The following is a 22,290-nucleotide window of genomic DNA, read 5'->3' on the forward strand; positions in this document are numbered from 1 at the left end:
CAGCAACCGGGGCAACTGGCAATGGCCAAGACATGCCGGGCGCGACCTTCGTTCAGCCTTGAGTGACGCCTGACGACCGTGTTGCCCCGAGTTCGCAACGAGGAGGCCAGGGGTTCGAATCCCCTCACCTCCACCCAGGTCAGAGGCCCCTCCGAGCAATCGGGGAGGGCCTTTTCCGTGCCGTACAGCAGCGAAGTACAGCAGTAGGCGTCCATCACGCCTCCAGTCCGTCCATGCCGTCTAGGGCCACGAGCCTTCTGAGACCTCGGGTGGTTCTGTCGCCTGACAAGTTTCTCTACGTCTTCAAGACGGGCCCCTCCAGGGCCCGAAAGCGCGCCGCCACCACAGGACCGGGGGAGTGGGGGAACCTCCGGCTCCTCGCCTAAGGGCTCGTCGTCCCCGTCGCCCGTCGGCTTGGCGCACACGTGCCAAGGGTGCCGGTCGCAGACAGCAGAACTCGCCATCAACGATCGACACCCTGTCGATTCACCTACCTCGCCAACTGGCCGGCTACCCGCCGCCCTGGTCCAGGTGGCCTGCCGTCTGATCCGGAGCTACCGCATCGCCCCGCTAGCAATCATGGGAGGGACGGTCCGCTCCGGCCCGCGTCAAGGGCGCCTCCGGCGTCGCTCCGCGATCGAGCAAGCTCGCCCCTGGACCCGCACCGAACCAAACCTAAGGTCGGCAGCTATCGGGGCGATGCGGCAGGTCTGCCCGTGCGCTTGACACGTAAGCGTCAATGCCTCTATTGGGAAGGCTCGGGGTCTTCCGGCGAATCGGCCTCACGCTCAAAGTCGTCTAACTCAGAGAGTGGCACTCCTGCGGCCTGAGCGCGAGCAATCTTGTCATTCAATTCTTCCTGCGCTTTCCAGTCCTGGAAGTCTTTTGCCTCTGCGGCCGTGTAGGCATCCTCGTCGCGAACCCAGACTCTTAGGCCATTGTAGTGCGCCGTCCATTTCTTGACGGCCGATTCTATCTCTTTCATCGATTTAGCAACGTGGTGAATGTTCTTGACCTCAATGCGCCCCAGGCTATAGCGGAATCCCAGGTCTAGAACATATTCCAGAGGCTCCTGTGCTCGCCCAGCCGCATCTTCAGAATCGACCCTCACTCGATATTTCATCGGAAGATCTGTCTTGAATCGCTCGTGTGACAGATCGAACAACGCCTCGATCCGCCTGCCCGGCGGCATTGCCTGGATGCCGTTCTTGATGATTTCAGAATCGGCTAGATCGAATGGCTTCCCCGATTGCGAGCTCTTTAGCGCTGGATCAAAGGTGAATCGAACATTCTTTGCAAGTGTCTTACCGACATTCTCAAATACCAGATTGAATGCGTTGCCCCATGCCGGACTTGGTTCAAAGTCTACGACTACAAACGGACGGGCGAGCTCCTCTTGGCGGCGTTCCTCCCGCTTTTCTTGCTCTTGGCGTCGTTCGAACTCGCGCTTCGATGCAGCCTCTTCCTGAGCCCTTGCCTGCTCTGCTTGGTCAAAGCGGGACTTTCGAGCCTCTTCGACCTGGGTGCGCGCTTGTGTCACTTGGTTATACGCATATTTCGCTGCGACTACGGCGATAATGACCGTCAATGCCGAAGCAATTCCCTGTATCGCTGCTCCAAGAGCGGCAACCGTCGCCCACTGGTCAGATGTAAGCAATGCCAATTTATCCACGCTTCCCCCGATTGTGATCAGGCACAGGATGCCTGCATTGAGGTGCCATAGCTAGAGGCCGCGTGTATCGATGTAGTGGGCTTCGTCGGCTACCCGTTCGAATGTCGAGGAATCGGCCGGCCTGAGCATGCCTGCCATGAGCCACTCCTCGACGGCCTCGCCTCGTTGCGGGTTGCGGGTTGCGCACGTAGATCACGCGAGCGATCCAGTCTTCTGAGTTGATCTTCTGCCACTCTAGGATCAGGCCGACCCATGGACCGCGTCTCCCGCGGTTGTCGCCGAGGACCCAGCAGTGTCGCTTGAGCGGGTCCGGAGGCTTTGGTCGTGGATACCGCTTGTTGCCGCCCATGCGAACAACAGTAGAACGGGTGTTCGATACAAGCTAGCTGACGCGTGAGTGTCAACGAGCGGTGGATGGTGGACAGCAGAGCGTGAGCAATTATGGACTGCTGTACAGCAGCGAAGTACAGCAACCAGGGTGGCCAGCATGGTCTGTGCCGGTCGATGGCCGACCACCATGCACGCTTGGATGGCCTGCCCTGGACCATGCTGCCCCGAGTTCGCAACGAGGAGGCCGGAGGTTCGAATCCCCTCAGCTCCACCGCAGGTTAAAGGCACTCTCCCGGCTGGGAGAGGGCCTCTAAGTTTGACCTGGGAGGCAGACCCTCTCGGCAACGGTGCTTGCGTGCCCGACTACTCGTGAGATCGCCTCGATCGGGACAACCTGCTCGACGGCTGTGTTGTAAGCATTAGAAGAGTTACGACTGCGATCGCCCGACAGATCAAAGAAAATCGGCCATGGACGCTAGGCGCCGGGAGTCCAGAACTGAACAAGCCAGGTCTCCACGCCCGATGGTGACTCGGGCTCCGAGGTCGCGATGTCCACAACATCCCTTCGACCACGGCAGGCGATCCTGGCTCGAACAGGCTCTCCGTGAGCAATGGCCAGGTCCAGCTCGCAGGCAGTCCGCCCCATCAGCGAAATTGCTTCGGCTGGACCAGCGCCTCGCCGGAGTACGACGGTCTGCTTCCGCTCCCAGTCGCCCACCTCCGGCGGCTCTGCCGACAAGTGCTCCAGGCGGACCGCCGCGTGGTGGTTGTTGAAAGCACTGATGCACAACACGGAGCCCTCCCACCTCAAGGAAGTCGTCGGCGCCGGAGTAGATCGGGCTCAGCTCGCCGTCTGAGTGCCGACGGTTAGGAAGAACTGGCTGTTTTCCGCCTGTACCAAGGCTTCACTCGAGGAGATGAGGCTCAGGTGATCACTCCCTAGCGGGTGGTGCCGGTCTTGGCCGGCGCGCTGATGGTGATGAAGAAAAGGAGTCACGTTGTCGGTGATCCGATCGTAGTAGTACCAGAGTCCAAGCCAAGCGCTCGCTGAGGCGTTATGCGAGCCGTTCAGTGGTCGAGCGAAGAATCGTTCGCGACCGTTACCCGCAGCCTAGAAAGGGGAGTTGAACGGGAACTCGTCACATTGCTGACGACGACGTAAATCTCCGGAGTGTGAGTCGGCCAGCCGATAGCCTCCTGCTCGTGGACCTCTTCGCAGCAGCCGGCGCGCAGCTCACCCGGATCGTCAGCTCCGTGCCGTCGACACACTGGGACAAGCCGACACCGGCGGACGTCACCGTCCGCGAAGTCGTCAATCATGTTGTAGGCGGCAACGTCTTCGCCGTCCGCCTTCTGTCAGGCGCCTCAGCAGCGGATTCAGTCGCCGGCCTGGACGCCGACCAACTCGGCGACGACCCACTCGCCGCAGTAGCCAACTCCTGCGAAGCCCAGCAGGTCGCCTTCGCCACCGCCGACCAGACCGCGCCACTCCACCACCTCAGCGGCGACATCAGCTACGAAACCTTCGTCCGCTTCCGCCTGGGCGACGTAGTGCTCCATGCCTGGGACATCGCGATCGGCGCCGGCCTGGACCCAACCCTCGACCCCGCCCTGGTCGACGCCCTCTGGTCCATGGTCGAACCCCACCTGGACGACATGCGAGCCATGGGCGTCTTCGGCACCGGCGCCACCAACACCGTCCCACCCACTGCCTCCCCCCAGTCCCGCCTACTCGACGCCTTCGGCCGACGCCCGTAGCCCCGAGCCCGGCTGGCGCTTACTTGTGACGCCAGCTACAGGCGAGCACCCCAGCAACTTCGGGCTAGTCCGAGAGCATTCTGCAACGAGGTCGGCACTCCCCGTCAGCGGCTTTCAGGCAGACGAGGTGCGGCGAAGGATCGCCTCGCTGGGGGTGGGGAGCTGGGCGACGGAGGAGCCTGGCCTGGGCGTCCGACGTACTAGCTGACCACCTCTTGACCCAACACCGGGAATGCGCAATCCTGCGGGAAAGCGCATTCCTAAGTAGGTTCGAGTGGAGGTACGCCGATGAGGTCGGTTCCTGCGAGTGGGTTGCGGGATTACGAGGCGCAGGTCTGGATCGACGGGTGGTGTGAGCCGCCGGCGTCGGACTGGGTGCCGGTGCTCGACAAGGCGGCCGGGAAGCCGTTCGCCCGGTACGGGAGTGCGTCGGCCGAGCAGGTCGACCGGGCGGTCCGCAGCGCCCGTCGGGCCCAGCCCGAGTGGGCCGAGGTCGACGCCAACACCAAGAGCGAGATTCTGCGGGCGTTCGCGCGGGAGCTGGAGAAGCGGCACGACGAGCTGATCACGCTGATCATCCGGGAGACCGGTGGTACCTCCGAGAAGGCGGAGGAGGAGCTCGGGCAGTCGGTCACCCAGTTGCTCAACTCGGCCACCCAGCTGACGGAGAACGCCGGCGCCATCCTCCCGCCGTACAAGAGCGGCAAGATCTCGCTCTCCCGGGCGGTGCCGCTGGGCGTGATCGGCCTGATCGTGCCCTGGAACTACCCGATGAGCCTCGCGATGCGCGCGCTCGCGCCCGGCCTGGCATACGGTAACGCGGTAGTACTCAAGCCCGCCGAGCTGACTCCGATCGCCGGCGGCCAGATCCTCGCCGAGGCGGCCAAGGCGGCCGGCGTACCGGCCGGTGTCTTCAACGTGGTGCCGGGCGACGGGCCCGAGACCGGGAGAACGCTCTCTGAGCACCCGGACCTGGACCTCATCCATTTCACCGGATCCTTCGACGTCGGCCAGCAGATCTCGAGCTTCGCGGGCAAGAACTTCCGCGCCGCGGCGACCGAGCTGGGTGGCGACAACGCGTTCGTCGTACTGGACGACGCAGACCTCGACCAGGCGGTGAGCTGCGCGCTCTGGTCGTCGCTCTGGTACCAGGGCCAGACCTGTATCACCGCGGGCCGGCACATCGTGATGCGCTCGATCGCCGACGACTTCACCGAGGCCGTCATCGAGCGGGTCGCCAAGTTGAAGGTCGGTGATCCGCTGCGTGACGAGGTGGATCTCGGCCCGATCATCAGCGAGAAGCAGCTGAAGCGATTCCACGAAGGACTCGTCCAGCCGTCGATCAAGGCCGGCGCCAAGCTGGCAACCGGTGGCACGTACGACGGGTTGTTCTACCAGCCCGCGGTACTGACCGGGGTGACCCCGCAGATGCCGGTGTTCACCGAGGAGATCTTCGGCCCGGTGATGCCGATCACCGTGGTCGACAGTGAGGCCGAGGCGCTCGATCTCGTCAACCGTCATCGCACGCTGATGAACTCCGTCTTCACCGGCGACCCGATGCGCGGGCTCGCGTTCGCGCAGAAGGTCAAGAGCAACGAGGTGCACGTCAACGACGGGTACGCCCGGCACGGCGGCGAAGGCCAGCTGGCCGGGTACACGCACCGGCAATGGATCGGCATTCAGACCACCCCCACCGAATACCCCGGCTGGGCGTCGAAATGAGGAAATCCCCGATGAATCTCCGCAAAGGCGCCGCACTCGGCGTAGTACTCGCCCTGGCGCTGGCCGCCTGCTCGAGCAACGACGACAACGCGACTCCCGCCGGTGGCGGCTCGAGCGCGACCAAGGGCGAGAAGGTCACGCTGACCTACGTCAACTGGGACGGCGGCATGGACAAGGTCGTCGACGACTGGAACAAGCTCAACCCGGACATCCAGGTCAAGCTGAGCAAACCGTCCGGCACCGGCTACACCCTTTACAACAAGCTGATCACCAACAACAAGGCCGGTACGAATCCCGACATCACCGAGGTCGAGTACCAGGCGTTGCCGGCGCTGATCGCGAACCAGGTCGTCGTCCCGATCGACGATTACGTGAAGGGGCTGGACACGAAGTACGACAAGGCCTCGCTGTCGCAGGTGCAGTTCGAGGGCAAGACGTACGGCGTACCGCAGAACGTCTGCCCGATGGTGTTCTTCTACCGCAAGGACGTCTTCGACAAGCTCGGGCTGAAGGCGCCGACCACCTGGGCGGAGTACGCGACGGCGGCCGCGGCGATCCACAAGGCCGACCCGAAGAAGTACATCGGCAACTTCACCGCCGCTGACCCGGGCTGGTTCGCCGGGCTCGCGCAGCAAGCCGGGGCCAACTGGTGGAAGGCCGACGGCGACACATGGAGTGTGAACATCAACGATGCCGCGAGCAAGAAGGTCGCGGACTACTGGGACGACCTGATCAAGAAGGGGCTGGTGAGCCCGCAGCCGAACTGGTCGGCGCAGTGGAACACCGACATGAACAACGGGAACATCGTCGGCTGGGTCGGCGCCCAGTGGGGACCGAACCAGTTGCCGTCGATCGCGAAGGACACCGCCGGCAAGTGGGCCGCCGCGCCGCTGCCCGCCTGGACCGCCGGTGACGCCACGGTCGGCATCTGGGGTGGCGAGACCGAGGCCGTGACGGCGAACTCCAAGCACCCGGCCGAGGCCGCGAAGTTCGTCGAGTGGATGAACTCGTCCGAGGCGGGAATGAACTCGCTGATCAAGAACGTACAGGCCTTCCCGGCCTCGCCGCAGGGTCAGCAACTGCCTGCCCTGAAGACGCCGCCGCCGTTCATGTCGACGCAGCCCGACTACAACTCGCTGATGGCGACCGCGGCGAAGGGCGTGCGGACCTTCGACATCTGGGGTCCGAACGCGAACGTCACCTTCGACTCCTACTCCAACGCGTTCGGCGCCGCGCTGCAGAAGAAGACAGCGCTCTCCGGGGCACTGGACACGATGCAAGAGGCAACGGTCAGCGACATGAAGAAGCTCGGCTTCCAGGTCGCGGGATGAGCCGGCTGAGATGAGCGGTCCACGCACCGCCACGGCCGCGGGCAAGTCCCGCGGCCGTGGCGGGCTGCTGCCGATCGCCCTGGTCACGCCCGCGGTCGTGCTGTTGCTGCTGTTCACGATCGCCCCGGCGATCTACGCGATCTTCCTCAGCTTCCGCCGGATGAAGGTCGGCAAGGGGCTGCTCGGCGGCGGCAAGCCGACCGAGGTGTGGGCGGGGATCTCCAACTACACCTCGACCCTGAGCGACAGCGAGTTCTGGTCGAGCCTCGGCCGGATGTTGCTGATCGCGGCTTTCGGCGTACCGCTGACGGTGCTGTTGTCAACGCTGTTCGCGCTCTGCCTGGACGCGAAACGCGCACGCCTGGTCGGGTTCGCGCGACTCGCGATCTTCCTGCCGTACGCCGTACCGGGGGTGGTCGCGTCGCTGTTGTGGGGCTTCATGTACCTGCCGGCGACGTCGCCGATCGGTGGTGATGTCATCAACTACTTCGGCACCAAGGGGATCTTCTTCAGCGTCGCCAACGTGGCCGTCTGGGGTGTCGTCGGGTTCAACATGGTGATCCTCTATACCGCGGTACGGAGTCTGCCGAAGGAGCTCTTCGAGGCGGCCGAGCTGGATGGCGCGTCGGAGTTCCAGATCGCGGTACGGGTGAAGTTGCCGATGATCGCGCCGGCGGTGGCGATGGTCGGGTTGTTCTCGGTGATCGGCTCGCTGCAACTGTTCAACGAGCCGACGACGCTGAAGCCGCTGGCGAACGCGATCTCGTCGACCTGGGTCCCGTTGATGCGCGTCTACACCGATGCCTTTGTCAACAACAGCATCTACGAGGGGGCCGCGACATCGTTCGTGCTGATCACGATGACGGTGGCCGCGACCGTACTGATCTCGGCCGTCGGCCGTCGGATCGCCCGGAGGCAGACCAGATGACGCGCCAACGCACCCGCTGGGTGCCCACGCTGATCTTGCTGATCGGTGCCCTGTACTGCGTACTGCCGGTGCTGTGGATCGTGATCGCATCGACCAAGACCAACGACGAGCTGTTCTCGACGGCGCCCTTCCTGCCCTCCTTCAACGGCGGGTTCTGGAGCAACCTGGACGCCCTGTTCAGCTACAACCACGGCATCTTCGGCCGCTGGGTACTGAACTCGGTGATCTACGCGATCGGCGGCGGTTTGTTGTCAACGGCAATCGCCGGCGCAGCGGGGTATGCCCTGGGAAAGTACCGCTTCGCTGGCAGCACTTTGTTGTTCAGGGCAATCGTCGCAGCGGTGCTACTACCGCAGATCCTGCTGGCAGTCCCGCAGTTCCTGCTGCTGGCCAAGGCCGGAATGACGAACAACTACGCGTCGGTCTTGTTACCGCAACTGGTCAGCCCGTTCGCCATCTACCTCTGCAAGATCTACTCGGAGGCCTCGGTCCCCGACGAGATCATGGAAGCGGCCCGCATCGATGGCGGCAGTGAATGGCGCATCTTCCGCTTGGTGGGCGCCCCACTTATGTTGCCGGCTCTGGTAACGGTCTTCCTGCTCCAGTTCATCGGCATCTGGAACAACTTCCTGCTTCCGTTCGTGATGCTCAACAACGACCACCTCTACCCGCTGACCCTCGGCCTCTACGGCCTGATGATCATCACCGGCGGCCAAGCAGCCCAGTACTCCATCGTCATCGCCGGCGTCCTGGTCTCGATCATCCCGCTCGGGATCCTGTTCCTGAGCCTGCAACGCTATTGGAAACTCGACCTGATCAGCGGCGGCGTCAAGCTCTAGTGCGTTCGAAGTACTCGGCGGTCTCGGCGTCTGCCGGGTAGTAGGACTCGACGGCGAGTTCGTCGAGGGTGAGGTCGAGTGGAGTGCCGAAGGTCGTGATCGTCGAGAACATCCGCAGCTGGACGCCGTCGATGCGGATGATCATCGGGATCACGACCTCGGCCTCGACTAGCTCGCGGGTCTCGCCGGGCGCTTCGGGCGCCAGCAGTTCCCGATAGAGCGCGGCGAGCCGGGCATCCGGCGCGGCAGCCAGTTGACGCCGTACCCGGGAGCGGAACACGGTCCGTACGTCGGCGAGGTTGACGACGAGAGCGGCGAGGCCGCGCGGGTCCAGGCCGAGCCGGAGCAGGTTCATCGGCGGTTGGAGTAGGTCTGGCGCGACGCTGGCGAGGAACGGAGGTACGGCCCGGTTGGTCATCACGATGTCCCAGTGGCGGTCGAACGCGAGCGCCGGGTAGGGCTCGTGCGCGCGCAGGACCCGCTCGACCGCAGCCCGCGCCGCCGACAGCGCCGTACTGTCGAGTGGGCGTTCGGCGTACCGGGGCGCGAAGCCGGCTGCGAGGAGGAGGCCGTTGCGCTCACGCAGTGGTACGTCGAGTTGCTCCGCGAGCCGCAGCACCATCTCGGCACTCGGCTGGGACTTACCGGTCTCGACCAGGCTGACGTGCCGGGCCGAGACGTCAGCAGCGATCGCGAGATCGAGCTGGCTGAGCTGTCGCCGGTGCCGCCATTGCCGCAGGAGTTCTCCAACCGTTGCCATGGTCATCGAGCCTACTCAGCCCGGACCGGCTGTCGATGAAATGCGACTTCATCGACAACCGGCGCGAGCCGCCGCAACACTGCTGCTCATGACTACGCAGAACAGACAACTAGTCCAGCAGGCACTTAGCCAACTCATCGGCGAAGGCGGCGTCACGGCCCTGGAACCCTTGCTCAGCGACGATTTCCGTCACCATCGCCCCGACGCTCTGACCCGCACCAAGACAGAGTGGCTAACCGACGTCGGCAACGCGCTGACTCCGCTGGCGGAGCTGGAGGTCGAGATCCTGCACCTCCTGTCCGACGAAGACCACGTCATCGTCCACACCCGCCGCCACCTTCCCGGCGGCGGCCCGACCATCGCAGTCGTCGACATCCTCCGCATCGCCGACCACCAGATCGCCGAGGCCTGGGAACTCATCGAGCCAGCCACCGAGGCCGAGTCCCACCTGACCTGGTGGAAGCAATGACCCCACGATGTTGCCGCCCCGCTGTAGACGGCAGCGTGGAGCCCAGCCGCCACTGATGGGAAACTAACTTGCACCTGGCAAGTAGTTTCCACCTAACCGCCCGGCCAGCGCCCGGCGCCACCAGCCGCCACTGATGGGAAACTAACTTGCACCTGGCGGCAAGTAGTTTCCACGTAGCCGCCCCCGGCCAGCACTAACGCGTACTTCCACGCCGCAGTACCTACGGTCGCTGGAACGCCGGCCAGGACCTGCCGTGATGAGGCCGGCCGAGCTGAGATTTGCCACGATCACGGCAGCCTGTGGATAACCGCCGCCCGGTGCGAGCGTCCGCCGGTAAACTCAACTAGGAAGGGCAGATGGGCGGAGTGCTGGCGCGGATGACCGGGTAAGCAGGAACCGTGCGGCGGGTCAGTTCGTCGTCGGTCGTCGTCGCCCGGTAGATCGCCTCCTGCGCGACGGCGTTCAGGGCCACGTGAACTGTGGTCAGCTTCGGGACCACATCGCGTAGCGTGGAGATGTCGTCGAAGCCGGCCACCCCCACGTCCTCGGGGATGCGGAGACCGCGTTCGCGGAGGCCTGCGAGGGCGCCTAGGGCCATGTCGTCGGTGATTGCGAAGACGAGTTGGAGGTCGCGTACTTCGGCGTCGGTCAGGCTGAGGATGAACTCGCGGGCGCCGGCCCAGCTGAAGCCGGGGTAGTGGACCCGGGTGCCCGCATCGGCGACGCCCGACTCGACCAGGCCGGTGACGAAGCCTTCGACGCGTTGGCTCATGGACAGCAGGGGAGTGCCGCTGCCGAGCACGAGGCAGCGTTCGTAGCCGAGGCCGGCCAGCTCGCGGGCAAGTTGCCGGGAGCCTTCGTGGTTGTCGAAGTCGACGGTCTCGAAGGGGAGGTCCGAGCGGCTGATGAGCACCACCCGGCCGCCGGTCTCCTCGTAGCGGTGCAGCTCGTCGACGAGTTGCTGCTCCGACGGCGGGTCGACGTACCCGGTGCCGGCCAGGATGATCGCGCGGGGTTGCTGGCCGCGGAGCTCGCGGACCAGGTCGAGCTCGCGGTCGGCCTGGCGTTCGGTGACGGCGATCGAGACGTGCAGGCCGATCGCCTCGGCCTGCTTCATGATCTCGGCGGCCATCGCGGAGAAGTACGGGTCGGAGATCAGGCTGATCACCAGCGCGATCGTGCGCGAGGTGCCGCGGGCCATCGCCTGGGCGGGCAGGTTCGGGGTGTAGCCGAGCTCGCGCGCTGCCTCCAGCACCCGCTCGCGATAGCTCTCGGCGACCTTGCGCGAGCTCCCGTTCAGCACCCGCGAGGCGGTCGGCTGGGAGACGCCGGCGGCTCGCGCGACGTCGTCGAGCGTGACGGGTCGCCTCATCCCCGAGTCACCCAGCATCCCGTTCACTTCCGCAGTTTATCGGCGCGAGCGGGATTTCCGCGGGATCCGCGGTGCCGATACCGGACAAGCGGCGACTCGTTCAGCGGGCGGGCGGCGAAAGCGGCCTCATAATGCGCGTTGCCGATACCGGACAAGCGGCAACTCGTTCAGCGGCCGGGCAGCCAGAGCGGCCTCATGATCCGTGCCGCCACGGATAGCGCAACGTCGTCCCGGCCGTGCGGCGCGACGACCTGAGCGCCGACCGGCAGCCCGTCGACCAGCCCGACCGGCACGCTCACCGCGGGATGGCCGGTGACGTTGAAGCCCCAGCACTGATCAACCACCATCAGGTTCTCCTCGTGCTGGTCGTACTCGTGTGCAACCCTCGACGAGGTCGGCGTGACAAGTGCGTCGACCTGGCTGAAGAGATCAGCGAGCGCAGTGCTGTTGTGGCTCCGTACATCCACCGCCGAGCGCACCGCCGACGGAGCAACAGCCTGTCCCGCGTCAAGATCTCGCAGACTCAGCCACGCATCATCAACCGCCACCCAGTCGAGCGGCACGTCCGGTACGACGACGACGCCGGGCGTGGCAAGGCTTCCGCGAATCACCGCGTCGACCGCCGGATCAGTGGCCAGAGAGCTCAGCGTGGACCGATAGGCCACTCGCCACGGTCCGGCCCCGAGCGCAGGTTCCGGCCAACGCGGCAAGGCGCCGGGATCCAGTCTGTCCGGTCCGCTGACCAGGCTGGTTGCCAGCACCACATCCTCCAGCGACGAACCGATGAACCCGCCAACGGTGAGGCCGGCCAGCGATCGCCCATCTGCGCGAGGCACCCGACCAGCTGTCCCCTTGAAGCCGACCACGCCACAGAACGACGCCGGGATCCGGAGTGACCCGGCGCTGTCTCCACCAGTAGCGATCGGTACGACGCCCGCCGCAACCGCAGCCGCAGCGCCGGCCGACGACCCGCCCGGCGAGCGAGACAGATCCCACGGATTGCGCGTGAAGTCACGCCCGTTCCACCCGAAGGTCTGCGACACTGCCCCAGGCCGGGCGCGGGTCGAGGTGCCCAAGGGGATCGCGCCGGCCGCCAGCAACCTGGTGACAATGGGCGAGCCAACCGGAGTACGGGCCTTGATCAGAAACGGGACGCCGGCCAACGGCAACCTCAGGTCAACCCTTGAAGCCCGCGCCAAGGCATCAGCAGCGTCGAGTGAATCGATGAAGTGCAGCACCGGATCCCAGCGAGCGACGCCGTCCAGCGCCTCCGACACGACGTCGACCGCAGTACGGTGACCCGCCCGAAGCTCCTCGAGCAGCCGCCTGATCAGGCGTTGAGCCCCTCGTCACTGTGGTCGTGCTCTTCCTGGTTGAGCATCGGGGAGATGGGCCAGTCGTCCGGGTAGTCGGGAGCGAACTCCTCGGCCTCGGCGAACAGGCGCTTCTTGTACTTCCGCGACAACCGATCCCCGAAGACCATGCCCTGGGTGTGGTCGGTCTCGTGCTGCAGGCAGCGGGCGAGCAGTCCGTCGCCCTCGTACGTGACCGGCTCGCCGTTCTCGTCGACACCGCTGACGCGGGCGAAGTCGGGCCGCGCGCACTTGGTGAACGCGCCGGGCAGCGACAGACAGCCCTCGTCACCCTCGTCGAGCTGACGGTCCTTGCCCTCGGGCAGGTCCAGCACCGGGTTGCAGACGACCCCTTGCTGGTAGACGCCCTTCTTGTCCGGGCAGCTGAAGACGAACAGTTGCAGATCCACGCCGACCTGGTTCGCGGCCAGCCCGACGCCCTCGGCGGCGTTCATCGTCGCGACCATGTCGGCGACGAGGGTGTGCAGTTCTTCGCCGAAGTCGGTGACCGGCTGGTTCAGGTGGTGCATGACGTCCGTACCCCATCGGGTGATGGGTCGCACCGAACCGTCTGTAGGCAGCGTAGACATGGCTGAAATCTTAGCGAATCCAGGCGTCACACCGACGCGCGCGTCCGTAGTACCGGCACGGACCCGGTACTACGGACGCGCAGCGACTCAGGCCTGGTTGACCTCGTCACGCCACGCGACCCACTCGCGCAGCTGACCCAGGTCGTAGTCCGGGCCGGACGTGCTCACCGTGAACAACCGGGTGCCGATGTCGAGCATCGCCTTGCCGAGCTCTTCGGGACGCTTGTCGCCGACGGCGGTCGAGCGCTCGATCTCACCCGGGTCGCGGCCGATCGCGGCGCAGTGCGCGTCGAGCACATCGTGCTTGTGCGCGATCGTCTCGGCGTCACCGAAGCCGTGCCAGATGGTCGCGTGCTTGGCGACCAGCTTGAGGGTCTTCTTCTCGCCGCCGCCACCGATCAGCACCGGGATGTCCCGGGTCGGCTTCGGGTTGAGCTTGGCCCAGCGCTGCTCGATCCGCGGCAGCGTCTCGGCCAGGGCGTCTAGCCGGCCGCCCGCAGTACCGAACTCGTAGCCGTACTCGTCGTAGTCGCGCTCGAACCAGCCCGAGCCGATGCCGAGGATGAGCCGGCCGTCGCTGATGTGGTCGACGGTCCGGGCCATGTCGGCCAGCAGGTCCGGGTTGCGGTACGTGTTGCAGGTGACCAGGCAGCCGATCTCGATCCGCTCGGTCGCCTCGGCCCAGGCCGCGAGCATGGTCCAGGCCTCGAAGTGCAGGCCGTCCGGCTCACCCGACAGCGGGTAGAAATGGTCCCAGTTGAAGGCCACGTCGACGCCGATCTCCTCAGCGGCGGCGACGGTCCGCCGGATGTCGGCGTACTCGGCGTGCTGGGGCTGAACCTGGACGCCGATCCGGACCGGATACTTGCTATACGGACGTGGGGAGTCAGTCGATGTCATGACGACCAGCGTACGCCGTATCGGAGGATCCTCCGGATGGGCCCGGCAGGTGAGCCCGCAGGTGATCCGGCCGGTTGTCGGTGGCGGCCGGTAGGTTCCGGACATGGATCTCAACGGACGACCTGACCCGCCCACCGAAGCCGGCGAGAAGGAGACCCTGGTCGGCTTTTTGGACTTCCAGCGCGCGACGCTTCGCTGGAAGTGCGAGGGACTGACTCCGGAGCAACTCGGCACTGCGGCGATCGAGCCCTCCTCGATGACGCTGCACGGCCTGCTTCGGCACCTGACCGAGGTCGAGCTCGGCTGGTTCGTCGACACCTTCACCGACGAGGAGGTCGTCTACGCCTACTCGTCGCCCGAGCACCCCGAGGGGGACTGGACGGGCCTCGACCCACAACAGTTCTCCGCCGACCTCCGCCGGTACGACGAGGCCGTCGAGCGGGCGCGAGCCGTCGTCGCGGAGCTGGAGCCTGGTCACATCGGCGAAGACGAAGGCCGCCCGTACAGCCTGCGCTGGGTGCTGGCCCACATGATCGAGGAGTACGCCCGCCACAATGGTCACGCCGACCTGCTGCGGGAGCGGCTGGACGGCTCGACGGGCGAGTAGTCAGGCGGTGTCGGCCGCGTCCATGAGGCTCTCCGCGTGCTTGTCGGCCCAGTCACCCAGGGCACGGATGGGGATCAACAGGTCCCGACCGGGCACGGTCAACGAATACTCGACCCGCGGCGGCGCTTCGGCGTACCGGTCGCGCTGGACCAGACCGTGCTGCTCGAGTCGCCGGAGCGTCTCGGTCAGTACTTTCTGACTGATGCCGCCGATCTGGGCGCGGAGGACGCCGGGCCGGACGGGTCCGTCAGCGAGCGCGTAGAGGACCACGGCCGACCAGGTCCCGCTGATCAGGTCGGCGGCGACTCTGGCTTGGCAGTCGGCGAAGAACTTCTGCGGCGCGTCCGTCACCTCTCCATTGTGCCTGCGCCGAAAGGCACCGGGAGGTGCGGAACGGATCGCCTAGCTTTGCGGGCATGCGAATCGGGATTCTTGGCAATGGGTTGATGGCGAAGGCGCTCGGTGGTCAGTGGGTGAGGGCAGGCCATGAGGTGCTGGCCGGTGGGCGCCGCGAAGCGCCGGCAACCTTGCTGGAGGCAAGCGAATTCGGTGACGTCACGCTGCTGGCGGTCCGCGCGGAGGCGGTCGAGGAGGTGCTGACCGGCGTCGGTGCTGCCACCGGGCGGTTTGCCGAGCGGACTCTCATCGACTGCACGAACGCCGTCGTACCGGGGGAGTTCGTGCTGGCAGTTCCGGCGATAGCGGAGAAGGTCGCGGATCTGGCGGTTGGCGCCCACGTCGTGAAGGCGTTCAACCTCGCCGCCGACGCGGTCTGGCGAGATGCGCCGCACAGCTTCGAAGGCGAGCCGCTGGGTGTCCCGTACTGCGGCGATCACCCGGCCGCGAACGAGCGGGTCGCGGAGCTGATCCGGGCGCTCGGCTGCACCCCCGTAGCAGCGGGCGGCCTGGTCAGAGCGCGGTTGCTAGAGGCAACGGCTGCGCTCGCGATCGGCCTGTGGGTGGACGGCGCCGATACCCGTTCGCTGTTCCCACCGATAGCCGCGGCCTTCGGCACCGTCCACCCGTGACTCAGCAGAAACCGACACCCGGGAAGGGATCCTGCGGGGTCCAGACGTCGACGGCCGGGACGTAGCCCCAGGCGCCGTTGTCGTCGCCGTAGGTCCGGTACCAGATGCTGTTGCCGCCCCCGTGCGGCTGGCCGATCGTGTAGCACTTGAAGTAGCTGAAACCGGAGCGGAGCGAGTCGACGATCTCGATCGGGTTGCCGCTCGCGGTGTCGTACCGCGGGCTCTTGTAGATCGCCGCGTTGGCCCTGTTCCCGCAGTACAGGTTGCCGCTGCTCGCGTGGCACGTCGCCGCCGGTGCGGCGGAGGTCGTCGGTGTGGCGGAGGCCGTCGTCACCGAGCCTGCTGCCAGGACCGCCACGGTGCCAACGACGGCCAGCGCGCTCGCCTTTCGGAATGCCACTGTGTTCTCCCCTCGTTCAGCGCCGGGGTTTCCAGCGCGCCGTCAGTATCGGCAGCCGTCGGGGTCGGATCGGGTGGGTTTCGAGGAGGGTCAAAACGATTGACCGGCTAGGGTTCGGGGATGAGTCCGAAGTCGAGCATCGCCCCCGTTCGCTGGACCCCGCCGCCGGTACCGCCGACCAGGGAGCCGCGGGCGATCGAAGTACAGACCGTCGCGTTGCCCGGTCATGGTCCTGAAGACACTTTGATCGATGAGGACGGCAGCGTCCTGACCGGTCTGCTGGACGGGCGGATTCTCCGCGTCAGCGCGGACGGGACGACGATCAAGGTCCTCGCCGACACCGGTGGGCGACCGCTCGGGCTCGAGTGGCTGCCCGATGGCAAGGTGCTCGTCTGCGATGCCCATCGCGGGTTGCTCACGCTCGACCAGGACGGCCGGATCGCGACCCTGCTGGGGGAGATCGACGGCCGCCCGATGAAGTTCTGCAACAACGCGGACGTACTGCCCGACGGCACGATCTACTTCACCGACTCGTCCACCCGGTTCGGGGTCGAGGAGTGGATGGCCGATCTGCTCGAGCACTCCAGTACGGGCAGTCTGTATCGGCTCACTCCGGACGGCGAGGTCACGCGGTTGGCGACGAACCGGTCGTTCCCCAACGGCGTCGCGCTCAGTGGCGATCAGAAGACGCTGTTCTTCGTCGAGACCGCCAGCTACGGCCTCTTCAAGCTCGACCTCACCGCTGCCGGCGCCGAGCCGGAGTTGGTCGCGATGATTCCCGGCTTGCCCGACAACATCTCGCGTGGCTCGGACGGGCTGATCTGGGTCGCGGTCGGCTCACCGCGCAACGCCCTGCTGGACCTCCTGCTGCCGAAACAGCCGGTACTGCGGAAGCTGGTGTGGGCGCTGCCGGAGGCGTTCAAGCCGAAGGCCGCGGACATCATCGAGATCCAGGCGTACGACGACGAGGGCAACCTCGTACACGATCTGCGCGGCAAGAACGCGAACTTCCGGATGCCGACCGGTGTTCGCGAGCGTGACGGGAAGGTCTGGCTGGGCAGCATCGGCACCGCCCATCTGGCAACCTTCCCGACGCCCGCGCGGTAGCTCGCGTGGGTTGCGTTCTGAGCTTGGGTTCTGAGCTTGGGGTCAGCCGATCTGCCAGGAGCGCTTGGACAGGCCGTACCAGAAACCGTCGACCACGGTCTCCGCAGTACCGAGTGAGTCCTCGGAAGCGCCGAGGGAGACGAACAGCGGCGCGAAGTGCTCGGTGCGCGGGTGCGCGATACCCGCAGCCGGCGCCTTGTGCAGGAAGTCGATCAGCGAGTCGACGTCCTGCTTCGCCAACGCACGCTTGGCCCAGTCGTCGAACTCGACCGACCAGGTCGGCGCTGCCGCGTCGGACGGCCCGCCGAGGTTGACCGCACTCAGGTTGTGCGTGGTGAAGCCGCTGCCGACGATCAGCACACCCTGGTCGCGCAGGGGGGCCAGCTTGCGTCCGATGCTGAACAGCTCCTGCGGGTCGAGGGTCGGCATCGACACCTGGAGCACGGGGATGTCCGCGTCGGGGTACATCTCCTTCAACGGCACATAGGCGCCGTGGTCGAGCCCACGGTTCGGGTCGTCGTACACCGGGGTGGCGGGGGAGTGGAGGAGCTTCCGCACCTGGTTGGCCAGCTCAGGCGCGCCCGGAGCGGCGTACTGCACCTGGTAGTACCGCTCCGGGAACCCCCAGAAGTCGTAGAGCAGCGGCACAGTTTCGGTCGCAGCCAGCGTAAGCGGCGCAGCCTCCCAATGCGCAGACACGATCAGAATCGCAGCCGGCCTGCCGATCCCAGCCGAAACCCCAGCAAGCTCCGCCGTCCACAGCCGGTCATCCGCCAGCGGGGGAGCACCGTGGCTGAGGTAGAGCACAGGCGTCCGGAGCAGGTTGTCACTCATCGTTGGGGTCCTCTCAGAAGGTCGTACCCCCACCAACCTAGTTGAACCCTCAACCTATTCCCGCACTCCACCCCCCACCCCCATACCTCCACTTTGTGCACCGGCTAGGCATGGATCTCGCGTCCAGACGCTCAGCCGGTGCACGAAGTGGTGGGTATGGCGCCGCTGGGGAGGCGTCGTGCTAGGGCTTTGGTGGGGTGTCGTCGGTGTTGCCGGTGACGACTAGGGCGAAGTCGCAGGCACTAGGGTGCGGATCATGCGATTCGGAATCACCATCCTGCCGGAGTACCGCTGGTCCGAGGCGGAGCCGAAATGGCGGCGCGCGGAGGAGCTCGGCTTCGACCACGCCTGGACCTACGACCACCTGACCTGGAGTGGTCTGCAGGACTCACCCTGGTACGGCACGATGCCGACCCTGACCGCGGCGGCGCTGGCCACCTCGACGATCAAGCTCGGGACCTTCGTCACCTCACCGAACTTCCGCCACCCGCTGACGCTGACCCGCGAACTGCTCGCCCTCGACGACATCTCGGCCGGCCGCTTCCTCTGCGGCATCGGCTCGGGTGGTGGGATCGACTCCACCATCCTCGGCGGCGACGACCTGACGCCGCGGCAGAAGGTCGACCGGCTGGAGGAGTTCACCGAGCTCCTCGACAAGCTGCTCACCACCGACCAGGTCGACTTCAAGGGCGAGTACTTCGAGACGCGCAACGCGCGCACGTCGCCGGGCTGCGTCCAGCAACCCCGGATCCCGTTCATCATGGCCGCGAACGGCCCGCGCTCGCTGCGCCTGGCGACCCGGTACGGCGCCGGCTGGGTGACCACCGGACTCAAGTCGGCCGACTTCGAGAGCTGGTTCGGCTCGGTCCGCGACCTCAGCCACCGCCTGGACGACGTGCTCGAAGGCCGCCCCCTCGATCGATACCTCGCGCTGGACTCGGCCCGCTACTCACTGAGCAGCGTCGCCGCCTTCGAGGACGTCGTCGGCCGCGCCGCCGAGCTCGGCTTCACCGACGTCATCACCCACTGGCCCCGCGCCGAGGGCGTCTACGCCGGTACTGAGGAAGTACTGGAGCAGGTCGCCGCCGAGGTCATTCCGCGGCTGCGCTAGCGCGGCGGACCCAGGCCGGCAGGACGTACCAGAAGCCGATGAACCAGGCCAGAACGACGGCCACGATGATGATGGCGCTCGTTCGGTTGAGGACGACGTCGATCGCGAGCAGCAGACCGCCGCAGATCGCGAGGATGAGGAAGACCAGGCCGGCGCTCGTCATCTTGCCCGCGATCGGGATCATCTTGTCGCGCACCTTGTGCTCGAAGACGATCCGGTGAAACGAGACCGGGGCCAGGAACAGGCCGGTCGCCAGTGCGGAGGCGACCAGGGTGCCGGCGTACACGTCGTGGGTGAACGCGTCGGCGTCCTGGAAGACGTTCGTGAAGGCGATGCCGAGCAGGAACGCGAACAGGATCTGGGTGCCGGTCTGGGCCAGCCGCAGCTCCTGGAGCAGCTCGATCCACTGGCGGTCCAGCCGCTCGCCTGCGTCCTCATCCGGCCGCTGATAGCTGGCGGCGGGCGGCGAGTGTTCGTCGGTCACGCGGTACAGCATCCCGCAGACTGAAGAGGGCCGCACACCGGGTGGTGTGCGGCCCTCTCGTTATTCAGTTCTTAGAAGGACTGATCCGCAGATCAGATCGGGCGGATGTTCTCCGCCTGCAGGCCCTTCTGGCCCTGGGTGATCTCGAACTCGACGCGCTGGTTCTCGTCCAGCGAGCGGAAGCCCGAGGTCTGGATGGCCGAGTAGTGCGCGAACACGTCCGCGCCACCGTCATCCGGGGTGATGAAGCCGAAGCCCTTGTCAGCGTTGAACCACTTAACGGTACCGACAGCCATTGTTGTCTATCTCCTTGATGGCTTGTAACAAGACGCGATCCACACCTCATGAACCGCGTGTCGCCGAAAGGCCCCAGACGACGAAACCGGCCGTACAGCACAGCAAAAGTCAGTGGGAGTCCAAAACTGCAACGCGATAACTGTAGCCGATCCAGGGGCTCGTGTGGGGGGTGATCGGGAACACGTGTCGCGGAAAGTTGCCGATCGCCACGGAGTGTGAAAGTGCGCTCGCAGTGCCCGGGGCCTGCCGGAGCCGGGGGTGAAGACAACGAAACCCCCGCCGACCTGCTGATTCACCCCGGTACGCCGCCCACCGGGCGGTCTGTTCGGCAGACAAGGTCGGACAAAGGCTCCTGTACGCCGGGTGATCGCTGCCCCGTGGCGCCGAAATTCTCCGGCGTGTCGTGCGGCTCTGGACATCGGGCGACACGCAGGAAATGGTGGGCAAGTGATCCTCAAAGTGGTACGCAGCGGTGGCTTCGCCGGGCTGATGGCGAGCGGAGAGCTGGACACCTCGGCCCAGCCGGACAGTGAGCGTCTGGAGCAGGTCGCCCGCGGCCTGGACGGGGCAAGACTGGGCTCTGGCCGTCCGCAGCCCGATCGGTACGTCTACCGCCTCCAGGTCCACGACACCGGCGCGGGGGAGCCCACCGAGCTGACCGTGGCCGAGCAGGACCTGGACGCAGACACCGCCTGGCTCCTGGATCGCGTGCTGCAGTCCTAGAGCCAGGCGGTGCGTGGTCAGTGCTTAGCGCCAGTTGATCTCAGGCGCGCGGTAGAAGTTGACGCTCAGGGCGTCCCACCGCGACCCCTGGGCACCCAGGCGGTCCTTGTAGGCCGTCCAGTCGAGTGCTGAGGCCTGCGACCATCCCAGCTCGGCAATGCCCGGCAGACGCGGGAAGGCCATGTACTCGAGCTTGTCGAGGTTGTCGAGCGTCTCGGTCCAGATCGGCGCCTCGACGCCGGCGATAGCGCCCTCCGGCAGGTTCGGGACGAGCGTGGACGGGTTCCAGTCGTAGCCCGTCTGCACGCTGACCAGACCGGCCCAGTCCTGCCCGTACGGAGTGCTGTCGTCGTACTTCATGTCCAGGTAGGCCCGGTTGGCTGGGGAGAGCACGACCTTGGCGCCCTGGGCCGCTGCCTTGCGAGCGAGCTCCTGCGACCGTGCGTCGTCAGTGCCCCAGTACTGCGCGATGCTGCCCGGCGGCAGAGGCGTCTCGGCGATCTCCTGCCACCCCATCACCCGCTTGTGCTGCTTGGTGACTTGGGCAGCGGCCTTCGGTACGAAGGTCAGGTAGTCCGAGTGCGGCGTGGAGTGCGCCTCGTCTCCACCCAGGTGGATGACGTCACCGGGGGACTGCTGAGCCACCTCACGGAACACGTCGCCCAGGAAGTCGTACGTGACCTGCTTGCCGACGCACAGCGAGCTGAAGCCGACCTCCGTGCCCGTGTAGAGCGGCGGGGCGACGCCATCGCAGTTCAGCTGGGCGTAGGACGCCAGTGCGGCGTTGGTGTGCCCAGGGGTGTCGATCTCGGGGATGACCTGCAGATAGCGATCGGCGGCGTACCGGACGATCTCTGCGAATTCGGCCTTGGTGTACGACCCGCCGGGCGTGCCGTCGACCTCCAGGCTGCCGCCGTACGTCGTGAGGCGCGGCCAGGAGTCGACCTGGATCCGCCAGCCCTGGTCGTCCGCCAGGTGCATGTGGAACTTGTTGAGCTTGTAGAGCGACGCGAGGTCGATATAGCGCTTGACCTCGGCCACCGAGAAGAAGTGCCGGGAGACGTCGAGCATGGTGCCGCGGTAGCCGAACCGGGGCGAGTCGGCGATAGCAGTACCGGCCAGGTTCCAGGGGCCGGCCTGACGCGTCCCGGCGTCGGCCTTGGCGGGCAGTAGCTGTCGCAGGGTGGTCACACCGCGGAAGAGGCCTTCAGGGGTCGCAGCGGTCACGCTGACGCCCTTGCGGTCGACGCGTAGCTGGTACCCCTCGGCTCCCAGCGAGGTGGGGCCGTTGGTGGACAGCTTGATGTCGGTCAGGCCCGGTACGACCGGTACTACGGGCAGCGGGTAGCCCGTGGAGCGGCGGAGCTGGGAGGTGAGCTGGTCAGCGACCTTCTGTGCCGCCCGACGCTCCTTGGAGCTGGAGTCGACCCCGACGACGCTCCACGGCTTCAGGGAGTAGTCCTGGCCGGCCAGAGCCTGCTGGGAGGTCGGCTTCGGGATCAGCGCGGGCGCCGGGGCTGCCACCGGCTGAGCGGCGGCAGGCGTGGACATGGCGATCAGGGGAGTCGCTAGCAGGGCGGCCGCGAGGAGGCCTACCAGCGAGACCCGACGACTAGGGCGGGCGAGTCGTGTCATGACCGGAAGTGTTCGTCTGCTCACTCCATGAGTCAAGATCT

Annotated in this window: 23 protein-coding genes; 11 read left to right on the plus strand and 12 right to left on the minus strand. The window is 66.2% G+C overall.

Annotation, left to right across the window (positions count from 1 at the left end):
- Nucleotides 1-745 precede the first annotated feature (745 nt).
- Nucleotides 746-1,672: a hypothetical protein gene (locus G3I17_RS12005; protein ID WP_164596074.1), complete on the minus strand. Its 927-nt coding sequence runs from the start codon at nucleotides 1,670-1,672 to the stop codon at nucleotides 746-748.
- Nucleotides 1,673-3,205: 1,533 nt separating this feature from the next.
- On the opposite strand from G3I17_RS12005, the gene G3I17_RS12010 reads away from it, so the two are divergent.
- The 5 genes from G3I17_RS12010 (at nucleotide 3,206) to G3I17_RS12030 (ending at nucleotide 8,580) form a co-directional block, all read left to right on the plus strand.
- Complete coding sequence (locus tag G3I17_RS12010) at nucleotides 3,206-3,760, plus strand: TIGR03086 family metal-binding protein (RefSeq protein ID WP_164596075.1); 555 nt, start codon at nucleotides 3,206-3,208, stop codon at nucleotides 3,758-3,760.
- A gap of 288 nt (nucleotides 3,761-4,048) precedes the next feature.
- Nucleotides 4,049-5,482: an aldehyde dehydrogenase family protein gene (locus G3I17_RS12015; protein ID WP_164596076.1), complete on the plus strand. Its 1,434-nt coding sequence runs from the start codon at nucleotides 4,049-4,051 to the stop codon at nucleotides 5,480-5,482.
- 11 nt (nucleotides 5,483-5,493) lie between these two features.
- Nucleotides 5,494-6,813 (plus strand): extracellular solute-binding protein, encoded by a 1,320-nt coding sequence (locus G3I17_RS12020; RefSeq protein WP_164596077.1) that lies wholly within the window; start codon nucleotides 5,494-5,496, stop codon nucleotides 6,811-6,813.
- 10 nt (nucleotides 6,814-6,823) lie between these two features.
- A complete protein-coding gene (locus tag G3I17_RS12025) occupies nucleotides 6,824-7,741 on the plus strand; it encodes a sugar ABC transporter permease (RefSeq protein ID WP_164596078.1) in 918 nt (305 codons plus the stop codon).
- Nucleotides 7,738-8,580, plus strand: coding sequence for a carbohydrate ABC transporter permease (locus G3I17_RS12030; protein WP_164596079.1), 843 nt, complete (start codon nucleotides 7,738-7,740; stop codon nucleotides 8,578-8,580). Before G3I17_RS12025 ends, G3I17_RS12030 begins: the two co-directional genes overlap by 4 nt.
- On the opposite strand, the gene G3I17_RS12035 is transcribed toward G3I17_RS12030, so the two are convergent.
- A complete protein-coding gene (locus tag G3I17_RS12035; RefSeq protein ID WP_164596080.1) occupies nucleotides 8,570-9,340 on the minus strand; it encodes a helix-turn-helix transcriptional regulator in 771 nt (256 codons plus the stop codon). The genes G3I17_RS12030 and G3I17_RS12035 overlap by 11 nt on opposite strands.
- Before the next feature lie 88 nt (nucleotides 9,341-9,428).
- Here G3I17_RS12035 and G3I17_RS12040 point away from each other — a divergent pair, with 88 nt between their 5' ends.
- Nucleotides 9,429-9,809, plus strand: a complete 381-nt coding sequence (locus G3I17_RS12040) for a nuclear transport factor 2 family protein (protein WP_164596081.1) — start codon at nucleotides 9,429-9,431, stop codon at nucleotides 9,807-9,809.
- A 343-nt stretch (nucleotides 9,810-10,152) separates the two neighbouring features.
- On the opposite strand, the gene G3I17_RS12045 is transcribed toward G3I17_RS12040, so the two are convergent.
- The 4 genes from G3I17_RS12045 to G3I17_RS12060 form a co-directional block, all read right to left on the minus strand.
- Nucleotides 10,153-11,199, minus strand: a complete 1,047-nt coding sequence (locus G3I17_RS12045; RefSeq protein ID WP_164596376.1) for a LacI family DNA-binding transcriptional regulator — start codon at nucleotides 11,197-11,199, stop codon at nucleotides 10,153-10,155.
- A gap of 149 nt (nucleotides 11,200-11,348) precedes the next feature.
- Nucleotides 11,349-12,458 carry an amidase gene (locus G3I17_RS40680; protein ID WP_343238275.1) on the minus strand — a complete coding sequence of 370 codons (1,110 nt, stop codon included), beginning with the start codon at nucleotides 12,456-12,458 and terminating at the stop codon, nucleotides 11,349-11,351.
- Between the two features lie 53 nt (nucleotides 12,459-12,511).
- Nucleotides 12,512-13,123 (minus strand): peptide deformylase, encoded by a 612-nt coding sequence (def, locus tag G3I17_RS12055; RefSeq protein WP_164596082.1) that lies wholly within the window; start codon nucleotides 13,121-13,123, stop codon nucleotides 12,512-12,514.
- An 87-nt stretch (nucleotides 13,124-13,210) separates the two neighbouring features.
- Nucleotides 13,211-14,023: an LLM class F420-dependent oxidoreductase gene (locus tag G3I17_RS12060; protein ID WP_164596083.1), complete on the minus strand. Its 813-nt coding sequence runs from the start codon at nucleotides 14,021-14,023 to the stop codon at nucleotides 13,211-13,213.
- Nucleotides 14,024-14,126: 103 nt separating this feature from the next.
- Here G3I17_RS12060 and G3I17_RS12065 point away from each other — a divergent pair, with 103 nt between their 5' ends.
- Complete coding sequence (locus tag G3I17_RS12065) at nucleotides 14,127-14,630, plus strand: DinB family protein (protein WP_164596084.1); 504 nt, start codon at nucleotides 14,127-14,129, stop codon at nucleotides 14,628-14,630.
- Here the strand turns inward: G3I17_RS12065 and G3I17_RS12070 are convergent, their stop codons facing one another.
- The gene (locus G3I17_RS12070) at nucleotides 14,631-14,981 is read right to left on the minus strand and encodes a helix-turn-helix domain-containing protein (RefSeq protein WP_164596085.1); all 351 of its coding nucleotides are present in this window, start codon (nucleotides 14,979-14,981) and stop codon (nucleotides 14,631-14,633) included.
- A gap of 65 nt (nucleotides 14,982-15,046) precedes the next feature.
- Here G3I17_RS12070 and G3I17_RS12075 point away from each other — a divergent pair, with 65 nt between their 5' ends.
- Nucleotides 15,047-15,658: an NAD(P)-binding domain-containing protein gene (locus tag G3I17_RS12075; protein ID WP_164596086.1), complete on the plus strand. Its 612-nt coding sequence runs from the start codon at nucleotides 15,047-15,049 to the stop codon at nucleotides 15,656-15,658.
- A 1-nt stretch (nucleotide 15,659) separates the two neighbouring features.
- Here the strand turns inward: G3I17_RS12075 and G3I17_RS12080 are convergent, their stop codons facing one another.
- Nucleotides 15,660-16,058 carry a hypothetical protein gene (locus tag G3I17_RS12080; RefSeq protein ID WP_164596087.1) on the minus strand — a complete coding sequence of 133 codons (399 nt, stop codon included), beginning with the start codon at nucleotides 16,056-16,058 and terminating at the stop codon, nucleotides 15,660-15,662.
- A 120-nt stretch (nucleotides 16,059-16,178) separates the two neighbouring features.
- Here G3I17_RS12080 and G3I17_RS12085 point away from each other — a divergent pair, with 120 nt between their 5' ends.
- The gene (locus G3I17_RS12085) at nucleotides 16,179-17,165 is read left to right on the plus strand and encodes an SMP-30/gluconolactonase/LRE family protein (protein ID WP_203590090.1); all 987 of its coding nucleotides are present in this window, start codon (nucleotides 16,179-16,181) and stop codon (nucleotides 17,163-17,165) included.
- Between the two features lie 42 nt (nucleotides 17,166-17,207).
- On the opposite strand, the gene G3I17_RS12090 is transcribed toward G3I17_RS12085, so the two are convergent.
- Nucleotides 17,208-17,999, minus strand: a complete 792-nt coding sequence (locus G3I17_RS12090) for a class III extradiol ring-cleavage dioxygenase (RefSeq protein WP_164596088.1) — start codon at nucleotides 17,997-17,999, stop codon at nucleotides 17,208-17,210.
- A 256-nt stretch (nucleotides 18,000-18,255) separates the two neighbouring features.
- On the opposite strand from G3I17_RS12090, the gene G3I17_RS12095 reads away from it, so the two are divergent.
- Entirely contained in the window at nucleotides 18,256-19,110 is an 855-nt protein-coding gene (locus tag G3I17_RS12095) for an LLM class flavin-dependent oxidoreductase (RefSeq protein WP_164596089.1), read from the plus strand.
- On the opposite strand, the gene G3I17_RS12100 is transcribed toward G3I17_RS12095, so the two are convergent.
- Both G3I17_RS12100 and G3I17_RS12105 read right to left on the minus strand, forming a co-directional pair.
- The gene (locus tag G3I17_RS12100) at nucleotides 19,091-19,594 is read right to left on the minus strand and encodes a DUF6328 family protein (RefSeq protein WP_203590091.1); all 504 of its coding nucleotides are present in this window, start codon (nucleotides 19,592-19,594) and stop codon (nucleotides 19,091-19,093) included. The two genes, G3I17_RS12095 and G3I17_RS12100, sit on opposite strands and share 20 nt — an antisense overlap.
- A gap of 92 nt (nucleotides 19,595-19,686) precedes the next feature.
- A complete protein-coding gene (locus G3I17_RS12105; RefSeq protein WP_012921273.1) occupies nucleotides 19,687-19,890 on the minus strand; it encodes a cold-shock protein in 204 nt (67 codons plus the stop codon).
- Nucleotides 19,891-20,338: 448 nt separating this feature from the next.
- On the opposite strand from G3I17_RS12105, the gene G3I17_RS12110 reads away from it, so the two are divergent.
- Nucleotides 20,339-20,614 (plus strand): protealysin inhibitor emfourin, encoded by a 276-nt coding sequence (locus tag G3I17_RS12110; protein ID WP_203590092.1) that lies wholly within the window; start codon nucleotides 20,339-20,341, stop codon nucleotides 20,612-20,614.
- Between the two features lie 24 nt (nucleotides 20,615-20,638).
- Here G3I17_RS12110 and G3I17_RS12115 read toward each other — a convergent pair whose 3' ends face one another.
- Complete coding sequence (locus G3I17_RS12115) at nucleotides 20,639-22,249, minus strand: family 20 glycosylhydrolase (RefSeq protein WP_164596091.1); 1,611 nt, start codon at nucleotides 22,247-22,249, stop codon at nucleotides 20,639-20,641.
- Between the last annotated feature and the right edge of the window lie 41 nt (nucleotides 22,250-22,290).

It is taken from the genome of Streptomyces sp. SID13031 (genome assembly GCF_010548305.1).
GTDB lineage: Bacteria > Actinomycetota > Actinomycetes > Propionibacteriales > Kribbellaceae > Kribbella.